Raw genomic sequence first — 16,757 nt, forward strand, 5'->3', positions numbered from 1 at the left:
CTAAAACATAACCCTTGTGGGGGCTACTGCCAAGTTTTACCTCAAGTAAATGTGCGAAAGATATTGTACGTTATCCGTAAGGCCAGCCCATCATTCCGCCTTCGAGAATGGCCACCTTGTGGAATCCCTTGGATCGGAGTACCGTTAGAGCATCCCAACCCCGGAGAGAGATCTTGCAGAAGGCGATAATCTCCTTGTCTTTAGGAAGTTCTTCCACTCGAGTCCAGAGGGCTCCCAGAGGAATGTGCACCTGGTTTTCGTAAGGCAGCTTGCCCTGAAGCTTGATCTCTCCTTCGGTCCGCACGTCCAGAAGCACGCAATCTTCTCCTCTGTCCATTTTTGCCGCCAGTTCCCGGGGAGAATAGGAGGTCATGAGTCCCTCCATTTTGTTCCGCAGCACGTTGGCGGTTTGGGTCATGGGGTCGAGGGCCGTGGCATAGGGGGGAGCATAGGCAAAATCCGTATCCGCCAGGTCATCCACCGTAAGCCCTCCGGTAACGGCGGTAACCAGACCGTCAAGCCGCTTGTCCACCGCTCCGGGGCCGAAGATCTGCCCTCCCAGGAGGCGTTTGGTATTTTTGTCCGCCACGAGCTTGATTACCATCCAGGCCGCTCCTGGCATGAAGTGCGGTTTGTCCGGAGCCGTAACCGTCACTGAAATGGGGTCGAACCCTTCCTTGCGGGCCTGGTGCTCGTTAAAACCGGTACGCCCCACGGTGTACTCGAAAAACTTCATGATCGCCGTACCGAGAACGCCCTTGAAGGTGCTTCCGCGCCCCAAAATGTTATCTGCGATCACCCGACCTTCCCGGTTAGCGGAGGATCCCATGGGCTGACGAACGCCCTTTCCCGTAAGAATATGGCGAACTTCTACACAATCCCCTCCGGCATAAATGTTGGGATCACTGGTACGCATATATTCGTCTACCGCCACGCCGCCCGAGGAACCGATGTCGAGCCCCGTTTCCTCGGCTAGGTGAATGTTTGGACGCACTCCGATGGCGAGGAGCACCATGTCGGCGGGAATGGTCCGCTGATCTGTCTTTACCCCGGTGAGCACCGAATCCTGCCCGAGGATTTCCAGGACCTTTTCGTTACCGTAGAAGTGTACACCCTTGGCCTTGAGTTCTCTCAGGAGGCGAGAGCCGAATTCTTCATCCAGCATGTTCGGCAAGGGCCAGGAGAGGAGATCTACTACGGAAACTTCGATATCTCGGGCCACCAGGGCCTCCACCACCTCCATGCCGATAAGCCCCGCTCCCACCACTACGGCGCGTTTCACGTTGCCGTTATCGATGGCGGCACGCATGGCCAAGGCATCGCTCAAGGTCCAGAGGGTAAAAACCGTACCGAGCTCGATCCCCGGAAGATCGGGCTTGATGGGAGATCCACCGGTAGCGATGACTAGATCGTCATAGGGGAAGCGCTTTTCCACGGCCAGCTCGAGATCCACCGCCACGACTTCTTTCTTTTCCCGGTCGATACAGGTAGCCATGTGCCGGGTAAGCACGTCTATTTTTTTGACGTTGAGGAAATAACTTTCATCCCGCACCACTCCCACGGGAGTGCACATGAGCTCCTTGTATTCCTTTACGATTCCCTCGATGTAGTAGGGAAGACCGCACCCTGCATAGCTGAGATAGGGTCCCTTTTCCAAAATAAGAATTTCCGCCTCCGGATCCAGCCGCCTGAGACGGGCCGCAGTCTTTCCTCCGCAGGCTACGCCACCGATAACGACAATTTTCTTGCTCACACGCTCTCACTCCTATCGATATCTGAAATTGGATGTACCTCGGTATCTATTGCTCGTATACCATACAGGGTATAGTGTGCGTCTTTTTTCGCTTTTGCGCAACCCGAAAATAGTTTTTATCGAAAAGGGGCTGCTTTTTCTTTTCGGAAAAATGGGACAGATCGTAAAGATGTTCAAAAAAAGTTCCTAAGGCACCGTAGGCCCGGAGAACCTTTTTTCGAACCCCTCTTTGAGCTTGCTGAAATCCAGGGCCTCCCGGGTACACCCTGAGGTGTTATCCTTGGGATAAAAGTAAAGCACCAGCCATTTTCCAGCGTAATCTCCCAGAGATACTTGCTCTCCTCGAGAATCCGGAAGCGAAATTTCCGGAGCCTTCGTTCCTTCTTCTACCATGTCCTCTTCTTTCCATGCGGTGTACAGCAACCCTAGCCCAACTAGAGATCCACCACCACGACTTTTTTCTTTTCCTGGCTGGAGTGATTGAATAGTTATCACGAATAAGTATAGATTATTCAGGTTGCTCGGCGGTTGCGTAGTCCGGCTTTTGGAACTATATTATCACCGTGATTTTGGAGAGAAGCACCTCGAAGGAGTGGGTACATTGGTTTCAATTATACGCAAACCGAAGGAAATGTCGGCTTTCGTCCTGGAACGCCGCAGGGCGGGGCAGTCCGTCGGCCTGGTCCCCACCATGGGGTATCTGCACGACGGCCATATGTCGCTGGTGAAGAAGAGCATGATAGAGAACGACGTCACGGTTGTCTCCCTTTTCGTAAACCCGATACAGTTCTGTCCCGGAGAGGATCTGGAGAGCTATCCCAGAGACGAGGAGAAGGACCTAGCCCTACTGGCCGCAGCGGGGGCCGACGTGCTTTTCGCCCCCAGAGCGGAGGATATGTATCTTCCGGGACACTCGGTCTATGTGGACGAGACTGCCTTGAGCCTCCCTCTGTGCGGAGGGTCCCGGCCGGGCCACTTTAAAGGAGTCTGCACCGTGGTGCTGAAGCTTTTCAACATAGTCCGTCCCGACAGGGCTTATTTCGGCATGAAGGATTACCAGCAGCTTCAGGTGCTTCGCAGGATGGTCCGTGATCTGAACGTTCCGGTGGACATAAGGCCCTGCCCTCTGATAAGAGAGGATGACGGTCTGGCCCTCAGCAGCAGAAACGCCTATCTGTCGGAAGAAGAGCGGAGATCCGCCCTGGCCCTGTCTCGGTCTCTGGCGAAGGCGAAGGAGGCTTTCGAGGGGGGAGAACGCTCGGCATCGGTTCTGAGGGGGCTGGTCCGGTCGGTACTGTCCGAGGAAGAGGCCCTCGAGCCTGAATACGTCGAGGTGAGGGACGCCTACGAGCTGTCCGAGGTGGAATCGATCTGCGATCCCGCCGTGATCGCTCTCGCCGTAAGGGTCGGTCGAACCAGGTTGATAGATAACGTCGTGTTGGGAGGGTGATAGAGTGTTTTTACAGATGTTGAAGTGCAAGCTCCACGGAGCGATAGTGACCGAGGCCAACCTGGAGTACCAGGGGAGCATATCCATAGACAGGGACTTCATAGACCAGGCGGGTTTCCTGATCGGAGAGAAGGTCCTGGTGGCGGACATGGCCTCGGGCAACCGTTTCGAGACCTACGTCATAGAGGCCCCCAGGGGAAGCGGCGAGATCTGCCTGAACGGGGCGGCTGCACGGCTGGGCACTGTGGGGGACCGGGTCATAGTGATGGCCTGGTGCCTAATGGACGTCAAGGAGGCGGCTTCTCACAGGGCCAAGGTCGTCAAGATCGGTCCGGACGGAGCCGTCGAGAAGGTCTTCGATATGGACAGAGGGGACGGGAACGAGCTCTAGACGATCTTTATTCCCAGTCTTACTGCCAGATCCACCGCCTGTAGAGCGCTCACCTTAGCTCCTCGGAGCTCCGAGAAGGTGTCGGAGAAGGCTATCCCGTCTATGTTACAGTCCGAGAGGTCCAGGTTTTTAAGGGCCGTCTTGAAGAAGCTGACCCCGGAGAAGTTCACCTTGGACAGGGCGACCTTTTTGAATCTGACCTCTGAAAAGAAGGCGTCTTTGAAGTCGCACTCCTTCACGGTGCAGTTTTCCCAGAAAGTCTCCACGTAGTTGGAGTAGCTGAAGATACCTCCGGTCAGGGATAGTTCCTTGAAGGAGCTTCTGTCGAAAGAGCTGCCCAGGGCCTTGCAGTCTGTTAGTCTGGCGTTTTTCCAATAGCTTCTGCCCAGTTTGCAGTTGGATAGGTCGCAGTTTTTGAGCTCCACATCGTAGAGGCCGATGTTCTCCATGTCGCAGCCCGAGAGGGTGCAGTTGGTCAGACGGACCGACTCTATACGCAGCCCCGAGAGATTCAGATCCTCCAGACATTCCCCCTCAAAGGTTGCCTCTCCTATGTAGTCGTCCGTCTCTCTAGCCCGTTCTATGGCTTGTGCCAGCATATTAAGACCTCCCGTCTGAATTTCGAAATTAAGTTTACTGTAATTTAAAGGTGTCCGCAAGGCTTTTTCAGCCGTGCGGACACCTTTATCTATGTGATCGTAATCCCTATGGCTTGTGACCTGGCTTAAGGTGTAGAATGACGGAGATTATCGAACGTTAGAGTCTTCGGTCTTTGGGGAGGGGTGAATATGGACGGAGATAGTTCGGTCCGGTCGGGATCGGCCATAGTGCTCCTGGCCGCTGTGTTCTGGGGCACCACCGGAACCCTTCAGGCCCTGGCTCCCGAGGGGGCGTCTCCTCTGGTCGTAGGTGTCCTCAGGATGACCCTGGGAGGGTTGTTTTTGGCGGCTTTCGTGCTTTTCAGATATGGATCCGATGCTCTTACCGGAAGATGGCCCTGGAAAACCCTTTTAATGGCGTCCTCCAGCATGGCGGTGTACCAGCTGTTCTTTTTTTCCGCCGTCCTGAGAACCGGGGTTGCAGTGGGCACCATGGTCACCATAGGCAGTTCCCCCATATTGGCCGGACTTCTGGCCAGGGCGGTTCTGAGAGAGCCTCTGACCCCCAGATGGGCCGTGGCGACGGTGTCGGCCATAGGGGGATGCGTCCTGCTGTCCCTCGGCGACGGAGCGGTCCGGGTGGACATAGTAGGCGTGTTTCTGGCGGTCGGGGCCGGGGCGTCCTACGGATTCATAGGGTTGGGGATGAAACAGCTTCAGAGGACCAGAAATCCTCTAGCGGTCATAGCCGCCGCCATGTTGGGAGGGGCCGTTCTGGGCTCTCCTCTGTTTTTGTTCCATCCGCTTGCTTGGCTCGCCACGGTTCGGGGGGCTTCGGTGGCCTTGGCCCTCGGCTTGGTCGGAACGGCGATCCCCTACGGTATGTTCTCCGTGGCATTAACCATGATACCCATCTCGACGGCCTGTACCCTGACCCTCATGGAGCCCTTGACCGCCTCTTTGCTGGGAGTCTTTCTATTGGGCGAGATCCTGGGGGTCAGATCTTTTGCGGGGATAGCCCTCATTTTCACCGGGATAATGATACTGTCTCTGCCGGACGGTATGTCGAGAAAAAAGGAGGAGAGATCTTGAGCGAGATAGATATGGCGGCGCTTATTCCCTACGTTTTCATCACGACCTTCACCCCTGGTCCGAACAACGTCAGCTCCGCCGCCATGGCGGCGAAGTTCGGACTGAGGAGAACCTGGAGCTATACGTTGGGAATCGCCTCCGGGGTTTTTTTGTTGATGATCCTGGGAGGGTCTCTTTCCGGTTTCCTGATGGAGTTGGTCCCCAAGCTCGAGGGGACCATGAAGTGGATCGGAGCAGCCTACATAGTCTGGCTGGCCTGGGGACTGGTTCGGGAGGTCCCCCACGAGGGCGGCTCCTCCGGGGGTGAGGGAGGTTTCTTCAAGGGGATGGCCCTTCAGTGCGTCAACGTCAAGGTGATGATATACTGCCTGACCCTGTACTCGGTGTTTCTAAGGCCTCTGTTGGCCAGGCCTCTGCCTGTGCTGATGTCCGCCCTCTTTCTGGCTGTGGTCTGTTTTTCCTCGGTGGTCCTTTGGGCCCTGTTCGGAGTCGGGATAGAGAGCTTTCTCGGAAGTCCCGGCAGGCGCAGGGCCCTTAACTATTTTTTCGCGGCCATGTTGGTCATGACCGCTCTTCAGGTGGCCGAGTTGATATGAACGTCCGGTCTGGCGATGTGCCGAACCTCGTCGCAGAACCAGTCGTAGATGGTCTCCTTGGGGGTCTTTATGCCTCTGAGGGCCTCTACGCTGGTTCCCAGCAGGAAAATAGGGCGGCTTGGCTCTATGAGGTCCATCGCCGACGGCTTGAGCCCCGACTCCAGCCTGTTTAGCTGCTCGTCGTCGTCGGTCACCAGAAGCACCATAGTCCAGTTTTCCTGGTCCTCCGTGTCGATGTCGGCCCATCCGGGAATATATATCCGTCTCTGTCCCAGCATGAACAGCTCTATCTGCCCCAGTCCTGTCACGGCGGCCTTTAGGTCGTCGGGGTCCTTCACCCTCAGGCAGAAGAGTCGGTCCGTGTTCTGAAGCCTGAATCTGTCTTCCGGTGCGGTCTCCGTCGTCCTGTAGTGGTCGAAGTCGTATCCGCTTCTTAACATAAGGTCCACCGTCAGGTTGCCCGTAGGGGCTCCGGTTCTCTCTACCCAGTCGGCTAATCCTCTTTCCCCCGGAATGGGCTCTTCTCTGGCGGAAACTCCCCAGAAGGGAAAGGTGTCCATAAGATCCTTCACCGAGGGATGTTCGGGCCATAGATAGCGGAATCTGCCGTTCTCCTCGGTGAATAGCTCCTCCCCTTTCAGGTAGGGTACGACGGGGAACTTCTCCGCTATGGTAAACTCCTTCAGCCCCCACCGCCCCAGGAAAGCCTTCTCCAAAAGCAGATTGAGCCTGTTTCTCCAAAGAGCCGTGGCAGGGTCGGTGTCGGCCATGGGTTTCAGCGGTATTCCCATCTCGGAGGCTAACTTGTCCCTCTCGGCCAGCCCCTCTTCGGTAAGTATCATTCCGCCTCCTGCCGGTCTGAAGAGTCCTTGGTCCGCTAAAGTCTCCAGGTTGTCCGGCTCGTTGCCTGCGAGAAGGACAGTCTCTTCGTCCCAGCAGATGGCTTCCCCTTCGAACAGAAGAGTCAGGTGGGTCATGGCGTAAGATCTCCTTCCTGGTGGGCTGTATCTCCTCTTTCGATTATATATTCCCTTTATTATAAACACAAAGGAGGGGCCTTTTGGCCCCTCCTTTAGGTGTCTTGTTTTTAGTCGTCTTAGTCCGCTTCGGCGGCGCAGCACTTTCTGTACATATAGAGAGCCAGCACCATGAAAAGAGCCAGTCCGCCGATTCCGCTAGCCGAGAGAGGCCCGCCGACGGCGATCTTGTCCGCCACTCCGACGTAGGCCAGGAAGGCGGCCAGAAGACCCACCAAAGCGTCTCCTGCGACGAAGCCCGAGCTGATTAGCATCCCCGTCTCCAGGGCGGGCTTGTGTTTCTCGTGTCCCTTGGGGAACTTCTTCATTACTGCCTCTCTGATGAGGGATCCGAAGAAGATCGGCACGGAGAGATGGACAGGAAGATACAGGCCGATGCCGAAGGGGAGAACCGGGATCTGGACCAGCCTGGCGCAGAGTCCCAAAGCCGCTCCGATCCAAACCAGGGACCAGGGCAGGTCTCCCTGGAATATCCCCTGGACGACCATGGCCATCAGCCCTGCCTGAGGAGCCGGGAGCTCCTTGGAGCCGAAGCCGTAGGTACTGTCCAGCATTATCAGGACGAGCCCTATCACCAGCGCGGCGGCGACGGTTCCGATCATCTCCCCGATCTGCTGATATTTGGGGGTAGCTCCGACGAGGAATCCGGTCTTGAGGTCCTGAGACATATCTCCGGCGCAGGCCAGGGCGATGCAGACCACCGATCCCGCCGTGAGGCTAGCAAGTATTCCCTCTATGCCGGAGATCCCACCGAGTTTGACCAGAATGGCCGTTAACAGAAGAGTTGCTATGGTCATTCCGGACACCGGGTTGTTGGAGCTTCCGACCAGACCGACGATCCGGCTGGAGACCGTCACGAAGAAGAAGCCGAAGACGACCACCGCTATGGCGGACACGATTCTGGCGATGGTGTTGTCTATGGGAAGCACGAAGAGCATGGATACGGCTACAAGAAGGGATCCCCATGTCACGATCTTTCCGGGGAGGTCTTGCTGAGTCCTTCTCTCCGGCGTTCCGTCGTCGTTCTTGGAGCGTTTCATAATGGCCTTGAAGCTGCTGATGATAGTGGGAAGTGCCTCCACGAAACTGAGAAGCCCTCCGAAGGCCACCGCTCCGGCTCCGACGTAGCGGATGTACTTGTTCCATATTCCCCACACTCCGAGCTCCGACACGGCCGTAGCAGCCGGGAAGATGGCATCAGTCGAGTGTCTTCCGAAGAACTCTATTAGGGGGATGACTCCCAGCCAGGCGACCACGCCTCCTACGAGCATTATGGTGGCTATTCTGCGACCGACGATGAAGCCAACTCCCATGAGGGACGGGAATATGTCGGCGCCTATGTGTGCTCCGGTGAAGCCCTTGATGCCCCACTCGATCTCCTCGGGGAAGATCTTCATTCCCGCTTGGGCGAAACGATATACTCCTGCCAAGCCTAGGGATGCGAACAAGGTCTTGGCCGGGGCTCCTCCAACCTCCCCCGCCACTAGGACCTCGGCGCAGGCCGCACCCTCGGGGTAGGGGATGTTCCCATGTTCCTTTACGATCAGGAAGCGCCGCAGGGGGATCATGAATAGCAGCCCCAGAAGCCCTCCCAGGGCGGACATCAGGGTTACGGTGATCAGCTTGGGGGGCACCAGCTGAGGGTTGGTCCGGGCCAGTATGTAGAGGGCCGGCACTGTGAAGATAACCCCCGCCGCCAGAGACTCGCCGGAGGACGCTATGGTCTGGACGATGTTGTTCTCCAGGATGGTCCCCTTCTTGAGGATTCCCCTCATTATACCCATCGATATTACCGCCGCCGGTATGGACGCCGAGACTGTCATACCGACCTTGAGACCCAGATAGGCGTTGGCCGCTCCCAGGACGATGGAAAGGATAAAGCCGAGAGAGATGGCCCTGAAGGTCAGTTCCGGGATCTTCTTATCCGACGATACATAGGGCGGATATTGATCCCCGTCCATCACCTCGTAGGCCTCTTCGGGTAGCCTGCGAATAGGCTCTTTCTTCGTTTCTTCCGAAGTACTCAAAAAAATTCCTCCTTTAATAATTAAGACTGTTGATCAAAGTCAAAACTATCTTCTTACTGGTATAATAAGCAGTCAAGGTTTTGTGTTCTATTGTCGGGATATGTAAACTTTGATTCGTCTTTGTCTGTCTTTTGGCTATTTTGCGTCGGCGTCGATTGGGCATATAATGAAGCGCAATCCGAATATAATTTTTAATTTTCGAAACAAAGAGGGGTTGTCGTGAAGAAGTTTACGGTGTCGGCTGTGTTTGTCGTTTTCCTGTTGACCTTGCTGACCGTTTCGTCCGCTACTGGCTGTACGACTATGCTGATTAGCAAGGGGGCGACGGAGGACGGGTCGGTCGTGGTGTCTCACTCGGACGATAACGATCTCATGGATCAGAGGATCATCTACGTTCCGGCCATGGATCACGAGGAGGGGGCGGTACGATCGATATATTGCTCCGGGGCTGCTATGGGGGAGTTCCCCGAGTATCGTTGTTTCCTATATCCTCGGATGGTCACAGATGATAGGGGTCCTGCCTATATGGGAGAAGAGCCATCTATCGCCCTCGGGACCATTCCTCAGGTTCCCCATACCTACGCCTATTTCGACGGCAACTACGGCATAATGAACGAGCATCAGCTGATGTTCGGCGAGTGTACCGACGGGGCCAAGATCACGGCCAAGCCCGAGCCGGGTAAGAGGATCTTCTACTCATCCGAGCTCTCTCGGGTGGCGCTGGAAAGGTGTCGTACCGCCAGAGAGGCCATAGCCCTCATGGGATCTCTCATAGAGGAATACGGCTACTACGGAACCGGCGAGACCCTTCCCGTGGCCGACACGGAAGAGGGATGGATAATGGAGATAGCCCCGTCTCCCGAGGGAACCGGCGGGCTGTGGGTTGCCAAGAGAGTGCCGGACGGAGAGATGTTCGTCGGTGCCAACGAGTTTCGCATCCGAGAGGTGGACCGGGACGATCCGGACATGATGGTGGGGAAGGAGCTCTTTCCCGTGGCAAAGAAGCATGGCTGGTGGAAGCCCTCCGACGGGCCTCTGGACTGGCTCAGGACCGTTAGCCTTGGGGAGTACAACCATCCGTACTACTCCCTGCGTCGGGTCTGGCGGGCCTTCTCCCTGGCCGCTCCCTCCCTGGGGCTGTCTCCCTGGGTAGAGGACGGATACACGAAGGCCTATCCTTTCTCGATCAAGCCGGATGAAAAACTGTCGGTCCGTGACGTCATGGCCATACATCGAGACCGTTACGAGGGCACCGAGTTCGACCTGACCAAGGGAGTGGCGGCGGGTCCTTTTGGATATCCCGACCGCTTCTACGGACCATACGACGGCAAGGGCGATGTGGGAGACCCGAAACGCAAGCTCGACGGAGCCTGGGAGCGTCCTATCTCTGTGACCTACTGCGGCTATGCCTTCGTAAACCAGGCCAGGGGGTGGCTCCCCGATCCTATAGGAGGGATAATGTGGCTAGGGCTGGACAAACCGGCAGATACGGTGTTCATGCCTTTCTTCGTAGGTGTGGAGTCTCTTCCGGATTCGGTGGCAAACTGCGACACTTCGCTGTTCAGCAGAGACAGTGCCTGGTGGGCCTTCAACTTCGTCTCCAACTGGGCGGGACTCAGATACGACGCCATCCACGGCGACATAGTCTCCCGCCGTAAGGCTCTGGAGAGCGGTTTCCTCGAAAAGCTCAAAGAGATCGAAAAAGAGGCGATGGAGATAAATCGAAAGAATCCGGAGGAATTGGCCGATTTTCTGACCTCTTTCTGCGACGAAAACGCCGGTCGGACCGTGGACGGCTGGTGGGATTTCTCCGAAGAGCTTATAGTGAAGTACGACGACGGGTTCATAAACGTGGGCCAGATGGGAACCCAGGCGGGCTATCCCATGGAGTGGCTGAAGACCACCTCGTGGCCCGAAGGACCTACGGAGTACGGGAAGCGTTGATCTGACGATAGGGAAAGGGTGGTTCGGATGGAGAGAGTGGATATGCCCATAACCGGCATATGTTCTTTCGGCAAATATCCCATCTGCGGGGATGCGGATGGGATCGAGGCGGATATGGCGGTGCTTGGCGTGCCTTACGATCTGGGCGTTGGCTTTCTCAGCGGTACCAGGCTGGGCCCGAGAAGGATAAGGGAGGCCTCGACCCAGTACGCCAGGGGTTCCAGAGGGTTCTACGATCCCGAGCTGGACGAGGTCTTTCTGGGCGATCCCTGGAAGATAGTGGACTGCGGCGACGCCGATATGGTCCAGGGCGATATGGAGGGCTCTCTCGCCAACGTGGAGGACTCGGTCAGGAGGATCCTCCGCAGGAAGGCCACCCCTGTGGTGCTCGGAGGCGACCATTCCATATCGATACCGGTCGGTCGCGCCCTTAGCGAGCTGGGCGGCACGGTAGGGGTGATACAGCTGGACGCCCACTTGGATTGGTCCATGGCTCCCGGAGGTCAGAGATTCGGCAACGGCAGCCCTATGAGGCGTATGTCCGAGATGGACCACATAGGCCCCATGACTCAGATAGGACTGAGAGGTGTCGGAAGCAGCCGGAAAGAGGATTTCGACGACGCCAGAGAGTACGGCAGCAGGCTGGTGACCGCGTCGGAGGTCCGAAGGATCGGCCCCGAGGCGGTGGTGGATGCCATCCCCGAGGCAGACCGCTACTACGTTACGGTGGATATCGACGTTTTCGACATCTCCCTGGTAACAGGCACCGGTTCCCCCATGCCGGCGGGGCTATACTATCAAGAGGTGGCAGCCATTCTGAGGGGCATAGCCAGGAGATTCGACGTGGCCTGTCTCGATCTGGTTGAGGTGGCACCTCAGTACGACCCGTCCGGTGCCACCTGCCGCATCGCCGCTATGACCCTGTTGGAATTCATGGGGCACATATTGAAGAGACGGGAAGGGTAAATTTAGTTTATCTACGGAGGTATTCATGAATATAAAAATAGGATCCGACGTTTTCGAGAGGTTTAAGGGGTACCGCAGAGCGGTGGTCCTGGTGAAGGGAGCGGACAACAGGGGAGAGGACGATAGCCTGACGGCGAAGCTCAGATCCGCCGAGGCGGACGTAAGGGAGAGGTCCGATCTGGCCGACTACAAGGAGATCCCCCGTATAGCCTCGTGGCGCGAGGTCTTCCGATCCATGGGCATCAACCCGAACAAGTATCCCCCCTCGGTTGCCAACCTGATAAAGAGGACCGGCAAGGGAACCGATCTTCCCTTCGTGAACAAGCTGGTGTGCATCTTCAACGTCATAAGCCTGAGGTATATGGTTCCCTGCGGAGGTGACGACCTCTCGGTGGTTACCGGAGATCTTCGGCTGGACGTGGCGTCCGGAACGGAGGATTACGTTCCCCTGGGCAAGCCTGACGTTCTGGAGCATCCGGACGAAGGGGAGATAATCTACTTCGACGACGGCAACCGAGACGTCTTCTGCCGCGCCTGGTGCTGGAAGAACGGGGACAGAAGCAAGATAACCGAGACGACTACCGACGTGGCCATAAACGTGGAGGGGATGCCTCCCGTCTCTTTGGAGGATCTGAAAGCGATAGGGGACGAGTTGGCCGAGATGGTCCGGGAACACTGCGGAGGCGACGTCTCGGTCCACATACTGGACGACGAGGACGACAGCCTTGAGATATAGTTTACCGGCGGTTCTCACGGCGGTCTGTCTGCTTATGGGAACTCCTCTGTTTGCCGAGACCGTGGCGGAGTATCGCTCCAGAGAGTATCCCGATATGGACGAAATGGCTTCGGTGGTTTTGGACTCTTTGGGGACGATCTCCACATGGGAGAAACTTTTCGTAGACCGTCTCTCTACCTTGACTCGGGAAAGTCAGAAAGAGTACGCTACCAAATTGGCACTGGATGGTAGGATTACCCAGGACGATCTGGCTCGACTTCCGGTCGGTATAACCCTGCCCGAAGATCCGGCGGAGATACTGGCTCTTCTTACCGAGCACGCCAGGGCGGATTACTGGCCCGGGTTTTACAGACGGCACAGACTGACGGTCCACATGAAGCTCCATCATTGGATGGATACGGCTGAGCGGAGATACGACGATCCGGAGTTCTGCAAAAAACTGATAGATATATTCTTCAAGATGGTGGACGGCGAGTACGATGGCCCCATGGAACTGGAATATCATCCGACCAGCAGAGACCTTCATAAAGCGGCGGATTGATCTGAGAATTTAGGTGAAATGTAGAAAAGGGAGTGTCCTGAGTTTTCAGGGGCTCCTTTTTTATTTTTTTGCGATATTGATCCTTGATTTTAAGGTTCTTGGTGGTATGGTGTTTTAGGGTGGCTCAGAGGTGAAGTCTATGGCTTTTATCGACGACGAGCTGTTTTCTTACTGGGGAAAATTCGAGGGGGATCGATGGCATCCCTTGATCTATCACTGTTTAGACGTGGCGGTGGTGGCTCTCCGCTGGCTAAACAATACGGCGTTAGATGGGACGGCCGTCGATACGATCATCGAAACGCCTCGGAGGCTGATTCGTCGAATGTCTTTAAGTTCGAGACGGTCGTTCCTGTGGCCTTTCGGATAGCCGGTCAGAGCCCGGAGGATCCGGAAGGAGAGGTCCGTAGAGCCTGTCGCGACGTATTCCGTCAGACGAAGATCCTTAGGCGAGAGCCTGTGGATTATTGTGGTCTTTTGCTAAGCCGTTATACCCCTCAAGATGTGTCGAAAAATACCTTATAAGGGGTTTTTCGCAGAAGAAAAAGAGGGTTCCCCACACACGTGGGGATGAACCGTCCAGATTCAACGGCGGATTTCGATCGATTATGAGTTCCCCACGCACGTGGGGATGAACCGTAAAGGGGTCTCGTTATAAATGGAGCCCGACAGACGTGTGATCTGTCGGGCTCCTGTGTCGACTATGGGCGTGGACGTGGCGCGGAGTCGATTTTCAGCGTCTCCTTTATCGCGTTCTGAAGGAGGCTGGAATAGTTGATTTTCGCCTCGTCCGCCTTGGCTTTGAGCCACATAGGAATGGTGGTGGCCTCCTTTCACATCGACCAGTCTCCATCCGTCTTTTGCTGTATCTATATTGTACACGTGCATTTATACGTGTTAAACATGGGGCAGGTAGTAAATAACAAAACGGAGGAGGTCTCCACACACGTGAAGACTACGGTGTCAGGTCAGGGAGGAAAGATGTACTCACTTCTGGCAAGGACTACGTTTTTTTAATCGATCCAGATTAGAGGTTTTTTCCTGTTTTTTGGCTATATCCCTCGACCCTTTGTGAGATGTACTCTCAATGTATACGTATATAAGGAGGTCATCTCATGCACGTATTCGGTCCCGTGCCGTCTAGAAGGTTGGGGCGCAGCCTGGGGGTCAACCACATCCCCCCGAAGGTATGCAGCTATGCCTGCCGCTACTGTCAGTTGGGAAGCACCTTGAATATGTCCGTCGAGCGTCGGAACTTTTTCGATCCCTCGGCCATAGCGGCGGAGGTGGAGGCCAAGCTGGAGGATCTTAAAAAATCTGGAGATCCGGTAGACTACCTGGCCTTCGTCCCCGACGGCGAACCTACCCTGGATCTGGGAATAGGAACGCTGGCCGAGAAGATAAAGGCCTTCGGGATTCCCATAGCGGTGATATCCAACGCGTCTCTGATAGGAGATCCTGAGGTCCAAGAGGCGCTTCTGTTGTTCGACTGGGTCTCTCTCAAGGTGGACGGAGCCACCGAAGAAGTCTGGAAATTCGTCGACAGGCCCCATAAAAAACTCTCCTTCGACTCCATCCTGAAAGGGGTCGGGGATTTTGCCTCCTCCTACGAAGGCCATCTGGAGACCGAGACCATGCTTATAGCCGGAGGGAACGACGGCGACGAACAGCTCGAGGCCCTGGCGTCCTTTTTGGAGCCGGTTTCCCCTGCGGTGTGCCGACTTTCGTCTCCGACCCGTCCTCCCGCATGTCCAGACGTAGCCTGCGTCGACGAGGAAAGGCTGGCCGTAGCGACCGCCACCTTCCAGTCACACGGTTTGAATCCCATGATACTCAACGCCTACGAGGGCGACGATTTCACCAGAACTGGGGACGTCCGTGACGCCCTGCTGTCCATACTGTCGGTTCACCCGATGAAAGAGGCGGCTGTGGCCCGTTTCCTAGAGCAGGAGGGCGACGATCCTGATCTGGTGGAGCAGATGGTGGTGGACGGAGACGTGGTCAAGACCGACTGGAGAGGCGACGTCTTCTACGCCAGAAACCTCCGCAACGCCAAGGACAGGGAGAAATACTGATGTCCAAGTTCTCCCGCTCCACCATGGAGAGGTCGGTCTACGGGCCTCTCTCACGACAGATCGGCGATCCCTCCGTTTTGTTGGGAAGCCTTTTCGGAGAGGATGTGGCTTTGGTGGACACCGGAAGCGGTCTTGTGGCCTCCCACGTGGATCCCATAGTCGGAGCCTCCGAGGGTCTCGGTCGTCTGGCGGTTCACGTCGCCTGCAACGACATCGCCGCCGGAGGCATCCGTCCCAGATGGGCCCAGCTGCTGGTGCTGGTTCCGGACAAGGGCGACGAGGATATACTTAAAGACATAATGGAGGACGCGGTGAAGGCGGCCCAGGAAATCTCCGTCACCATAGTGGGAGGCCATAGCGGTTACACCTCGGCCCTCTCCCGTCCTCTGGCGGCCGTGACCGCCTTCGGTTCCGCCGAGCCGGGACAGATGGTGTCCACCGGAGGCGCCTCCGAGGGAGATATTGTATGCGTCACCCGCGGGGTAGGGCTTGAAGGCACAGCCATACTGGCCTGGGATTACCCAGAGGAGTGTCGCTCGAAAGAGCTTCCCGAGGGGGACATCGCCGAGGCCCGATCTCTGGCCGATAAGCTTTCCGTCGTGGAGGAGGCCCTCAAACTGGCCTCTTTGGGGGCCACGGCCATGCACGATCCCACCAGAGGGGGCGTTCTCGAGGCTATGTGCGAGATGGCCCAGGGAGCCGGTATGTCCTTTAGGATCGACGGCGACGCTTTACCGATATCGGAGACGGTCGACCGTTTCTCCAGGGCCTTCGACTTCGATCCCATGAGGATGATCTCCTCTGGGGCATTGGTGGTTACCCTGCCAGGCGAAGCGGTGGAACGGGCCGGTGCGGAGCTGGGATCCATCGCACCTCTTTATCCTGTGGGAGTGGTGGAGAGAGGTACGGGGGTGACGATAACGTCATCTTCGGGAGATCTGTTTTACGAAGGTCCCGAGCCCGACTTCGACGAACTGGCCAGGCTTCAGGCCTATCTCTCCTGTGAGAAACGGCAAAAGCTGGTACACTGAGAAGGTACCCCGAAAGGACGGGGATAGGAACGGCGGTCCTCGTGCCGCTGCGGCCTTTGAAGGGGGAGATTCGTCAGATCATGGATTACGATTACCGAGAGAAGAAGTCCGTTTTGATCTTGAACGCCAAGCTGAAGGTGGGGGTGGCCCTCACGGTTGCCGCTCATCTGGGCACTTCCATGGGGTTCCACGGAGAGGAACACATGGGAAGGGAATGGCTTTCCGATAAATCGGGAGTGAGGCATCGCGGTTTACCCCGCTATCCTCTGATGGTGTTCAAGGCCAAGGTTGCCCAGTTGAGGGAAGCTTTGAACAAGGCCCGGGAGACTCCGGAGCTTCTCGTCATAGACTGCCCCTCCATTTTGCTGGATACGGCTGGAGATGACGAGCTGGCTACGGCCCTGGAGGAGATGAACGAACAGGACATCGACTACATGGGAATATTGATCCACGGTTCCAGAGACGTGGTCGACAGCATAACCGGCAAACTTAGACCTTGGTGGTAGCTTCGTGAGGCGGTTA

Annotated in this window: 17 protein-coding genes; 12 read left to right on the plus strand and 5 right to left on the minus strand. The window is 56.4% G+C overall.

What is annotated here, in order from left to right:
• Positions 1–70: 70 nt before the first annotated feature.
• The gene (locus DPEP_RS05460) at positions 71–1,753 is read right to left on the minus strand and encodes an FAD-dependent oxidoreductase (protein ID WP_005660294.1); all 1,683 of its coding nucleotides are present in this window, start codon (positions 1,751–1,753) and stop codon (positions 71–73) included.
• Between the two features lie 186 nt (positions 1,754–1,939).
• Positions 1,940–2,248 carry a peroxiredoxin gene (locus DPEP_RS05465; RefSeq protein ID WP_198003044.1) on the minus strand — a complete coding sequence of 103 codons (309 nt, stop codon included), beginning with the start codon at positions 2,246–2,248 and terminating at the stop codon, positions 1,940–1,942.
• 97 nt (positions 2,249–2,345) lie between these two features.
• Between DPEP_RS05465 and panC the strand changes: the two genes are divergently transcribed.
• Together panC and panD are read left to right on the plus strand one after the other, a co-directional pair.
• Positions 2,346–3,203 (plus strand): pantoate--beta-alanine ligase, encoded by an 858-nt coding sequence (gene panC, locus DPEP_RS05470; protein WP_476696060.1) that lies wholly within the window; start codon positions 2,346–2,348, stop codon positions 3,201–3,203.
• A 4-nt stretch (positions 3,204–3,207) separates the two neighbouring features.
• Positions 3,208–3,594 carry an aspartate 1-decarboxylase gene (gene panD / locus DPEP_RS05475; protein WP_005660296.1) on the plus strand — a complete coding sequence of 129 codons (387 nt, stop codon included), beginning with the start codon at positions 3,208–3,210 and terminating at the stop codon, positions 3,592–3,594.
• Here panD and DPEP_RS05480 read toward each other — a convergent pair.
• Complete coding sequence (locus tag DPEP_RS05480) at positions 3,591–4,193, minus strand: pentapeptide repeat-containing protein (RefSeq protein ID WP_005660297.1); 603 nt, start codon at positions 4,191–4,193, stop codon at positions 3,591–3,593. The genes panD and DPEP_RS05480 overlap by 4 nt on opposite strands.
• A 189-nt stretch (positions 4,194–4,382) precedes the next feature.
• On the opposite strand from DPEP_RS05480, the gene DPEP_RS05485 reads away from it, so the two are divergent.
• Complete coding sequence (locus tag DPEP_RS05485) at positions 4,383–5,285, plus strand: DMT family transporter (protein WP_005660298.1); 903 nt, start codon at positions 4,383–4,385, stop codon at positions 5,283–5,285.
• Entirely contained in the window at positions 5,282–5,881 is a 600-nt protein-coding gene (locus tag DPEP_RS05490; protein ID WP_005660300.1) for a LysE family translocator, read from the plus strand. Before DPEP_RS05485 ends, DPEP_RS05490 begins: the two co-directional genes overlap by 4 nt.
• Here DPEP_RS05490 and DPEP_RS05495 read toward each other — a convergent pair.
• Entirely contained in the window at positions 5,860–6,858 is a 999-nt protein-coding gene (locus DPEP_RS05495; protein WP_005660302.1) for a hypothetical protein, read from the minus strand. The two genes, DPEP_RS05490 and DPEP_RS05495, sit on opposite strands and share 22 nt — an antisense overlap.
• A 119-nt stretch (positions 6,859–6,977) precedes the next feature.
• Positions 6,978–8,945: an OPT family oligopeptide transporter gene (locus DPEP_RS05500; RefSeq protein WP_005660304.1), complete on the minus strand. Its 1,968-nt coding sequence runs from the start codon at positions 8,943–8,945 to the stop codon at positions 6,978–6,980.
• Between the two features lie 219 nt (positions 8,946–9,164).
• Between DPEP_RS05500 and DPEP_RS05505 the strand changes: the two genes are divergently transcribed.
• The 8 genes from DPEP_RS05505 to DPEP_RS05545 all read left to right on the plus strand — a co-directional run bounded on the left by DPEP_RS05505 (position 9,165) and on the right by DPEP_RS05545 (position 16,741).
• Entirely contained in the window at positions 9,165–10,889 is a 1,725-nt protein-coding gene (locus DPEP_RS05505; RefSeq protein ID WP_005660306.1) for a dipeptidase, read from the plus strand.
• Positions 10,890–10,916: 27 nt separating this feature from the next.
• Positions 10,917–11,855 (plus strand): agmatinase, encoded by a 939-nt coding sequence (locus DPEP_RS05510; protein WP_040382424.1) that lies wholly within the window; start codon positions 10,917–10,919, stop codon positions 11,853–11,855.
• 25 nt (positions 11,856–11,880) lie between these two features.
• Entirely contained in the window at positions 11,881–12,591 is a 711-nt protein-coding gene (locus DPEP_RS05515; protein ID WP_005660310.1) for a B3/B4 domain-containing protein, read from the plus strand.
• Positions 12,581–13,132 (plus strand): hypothetical protein, encoded by a 552-nt coding sequence (locus DPEP_RS05520; protein WP_005660312.1) that lies wholly within the window; start codon positions 12,581–12,583, stop codon positions 13,130–13,132. Before DPEP_RS05515 ends, DPEP_RS05520 begins: the two co-directional genes overlap by 11 nt.
• A gap of 139 nt (positions 13,133–13,271) precedes the next feature.
• On the plus strand, positions 13,272–13,499 hold the full coding sequence (locus tag DPEP_RS13760; RefSeq protein ID WP_040382426.1) for an HD domain-containing protein: 228 nt from the start codon (positions 13,272–13,274) through the stop codon (positions 13,497–13,499).
• A 745-nt stretch (positions 13,500–14,244) separates the two neighbouring features.
• Complete coding sequence (locus tag DPEP_RS05535; RefSeq protein ID WP_005660317.1) at positions 14,245–15,204, plus strand: radical SAM protein; 960 nt, start codon at positions 14,245–14,247, stop codon at positions 15,202–15,204.
• A complete protein-coding gene (locus DPEP_RS05540) occupies positions 15,204–16,235 on the plus strand; it encodes an AIR synthase-related protein (RefSeq protein ID WP_005660319.1) in 1,032 nt (343 codons plus the stop codon). The genes DPEP_RS05535 and DPEP_RS05540 overlap by 1 nt, the downstream gene beginning before the upstream one ends.
• A gap of 80 nt (positions 16,236–16,315) precedes the next feature.
• A complete protein-coding gene (locus DPEP_RS05545) occupies positions 16,316–16,741 on the plus strand; it encodes a DUF2000 domain-containing protein (protein ID WP_040382428.1) in 426 nt (141 codons plus the stop codon).
• Positions 16,742–16,757 lie beyond the last annotated feature (16 nt).

Origin of the sequence: Dethiosulfovibrio peptidovorans DSM 11002 (assembly GCF_000172975.1) — a bacterium.
GTDB classification, from domain to species: domain Bacteria; phylum Synergistota; class Synergistia; order Synergistales; family Dethiosulfovibrionaceae; genus Dethiosulfovibrio; species Dethiosulfovibrio peptidovorans.

What these genes read in the sequence shown, in the direction of transcription:
- DPEP_RS05540 (WP_005660319.1), top strand. Translation starts at nt 15,204, where the DNA reads ATGTCCAAGTTCTCCCGCTCCACCATGGAGAGGTCGGTCTACGGGCCT.
- DPEP_RS13760 (WP_040382426.1), top strand. Translation starts at nt 13,272, where the DNA reads ATGGCTTTTATCGACGACGAGCTGTTTTCTTACTGGGGAAAATTCGAG.
- DPEP_RS05485 (WP_005660298.1), top strand. Translation starts at nt 4,383, where the DNA reads ATGGACGGAGATAGTTCGGTCCGGTCGGGATCGGCCATAGTGCTCCTG.
- DPEP_RS05535 (WP_005660317.1), top strand. Translation starts at nt 14,245, where the DNA reads ATGCACGTATTCGGTCCCGTGCCGTCTAGAAGGTTGGGGCGCAGCCTG.
- DPEP_RS05480 (WP_005660297.1), bottom strand. Translation starts at nt 4,193, where the DNA reads ATGCTGGCACAAGCCATAGAACGGGCTAGAGAGACGGACGACTACATA.
- DPEP_RS05545 (WP_040382428.1), top strand. Translation starts at nt 16,316, where the DNA reads ATGGATTACGATTACCGAGAGAAGAAGTCCGTTTTGATCTTGAACGCC.
- DPEP_RS05495 (WP_005660302.1), bottom strand. Translation starts at nt 6,858, where the DNA reads ATGACCCACCTGACTCTTCTGTTCGAAGGGGAAGCCATCTGCTGGGAC.
- DPEP_RS05510 (WP_040382424.1), top strand. Translation starts at nt 10,917, where the DNA reads ATGGAGAGAGTGGATATGCCCATAACCGGCATATGTTCTTTCGGCAAA.
- DPEP_RS05515 (WP_005660310.1), top strand. Translation starts at nt 11,881, where the DNA reads ATGAATATAAAAATAGGATCCGACGTTTTCGAGAGGTTTAAGGGGTAC.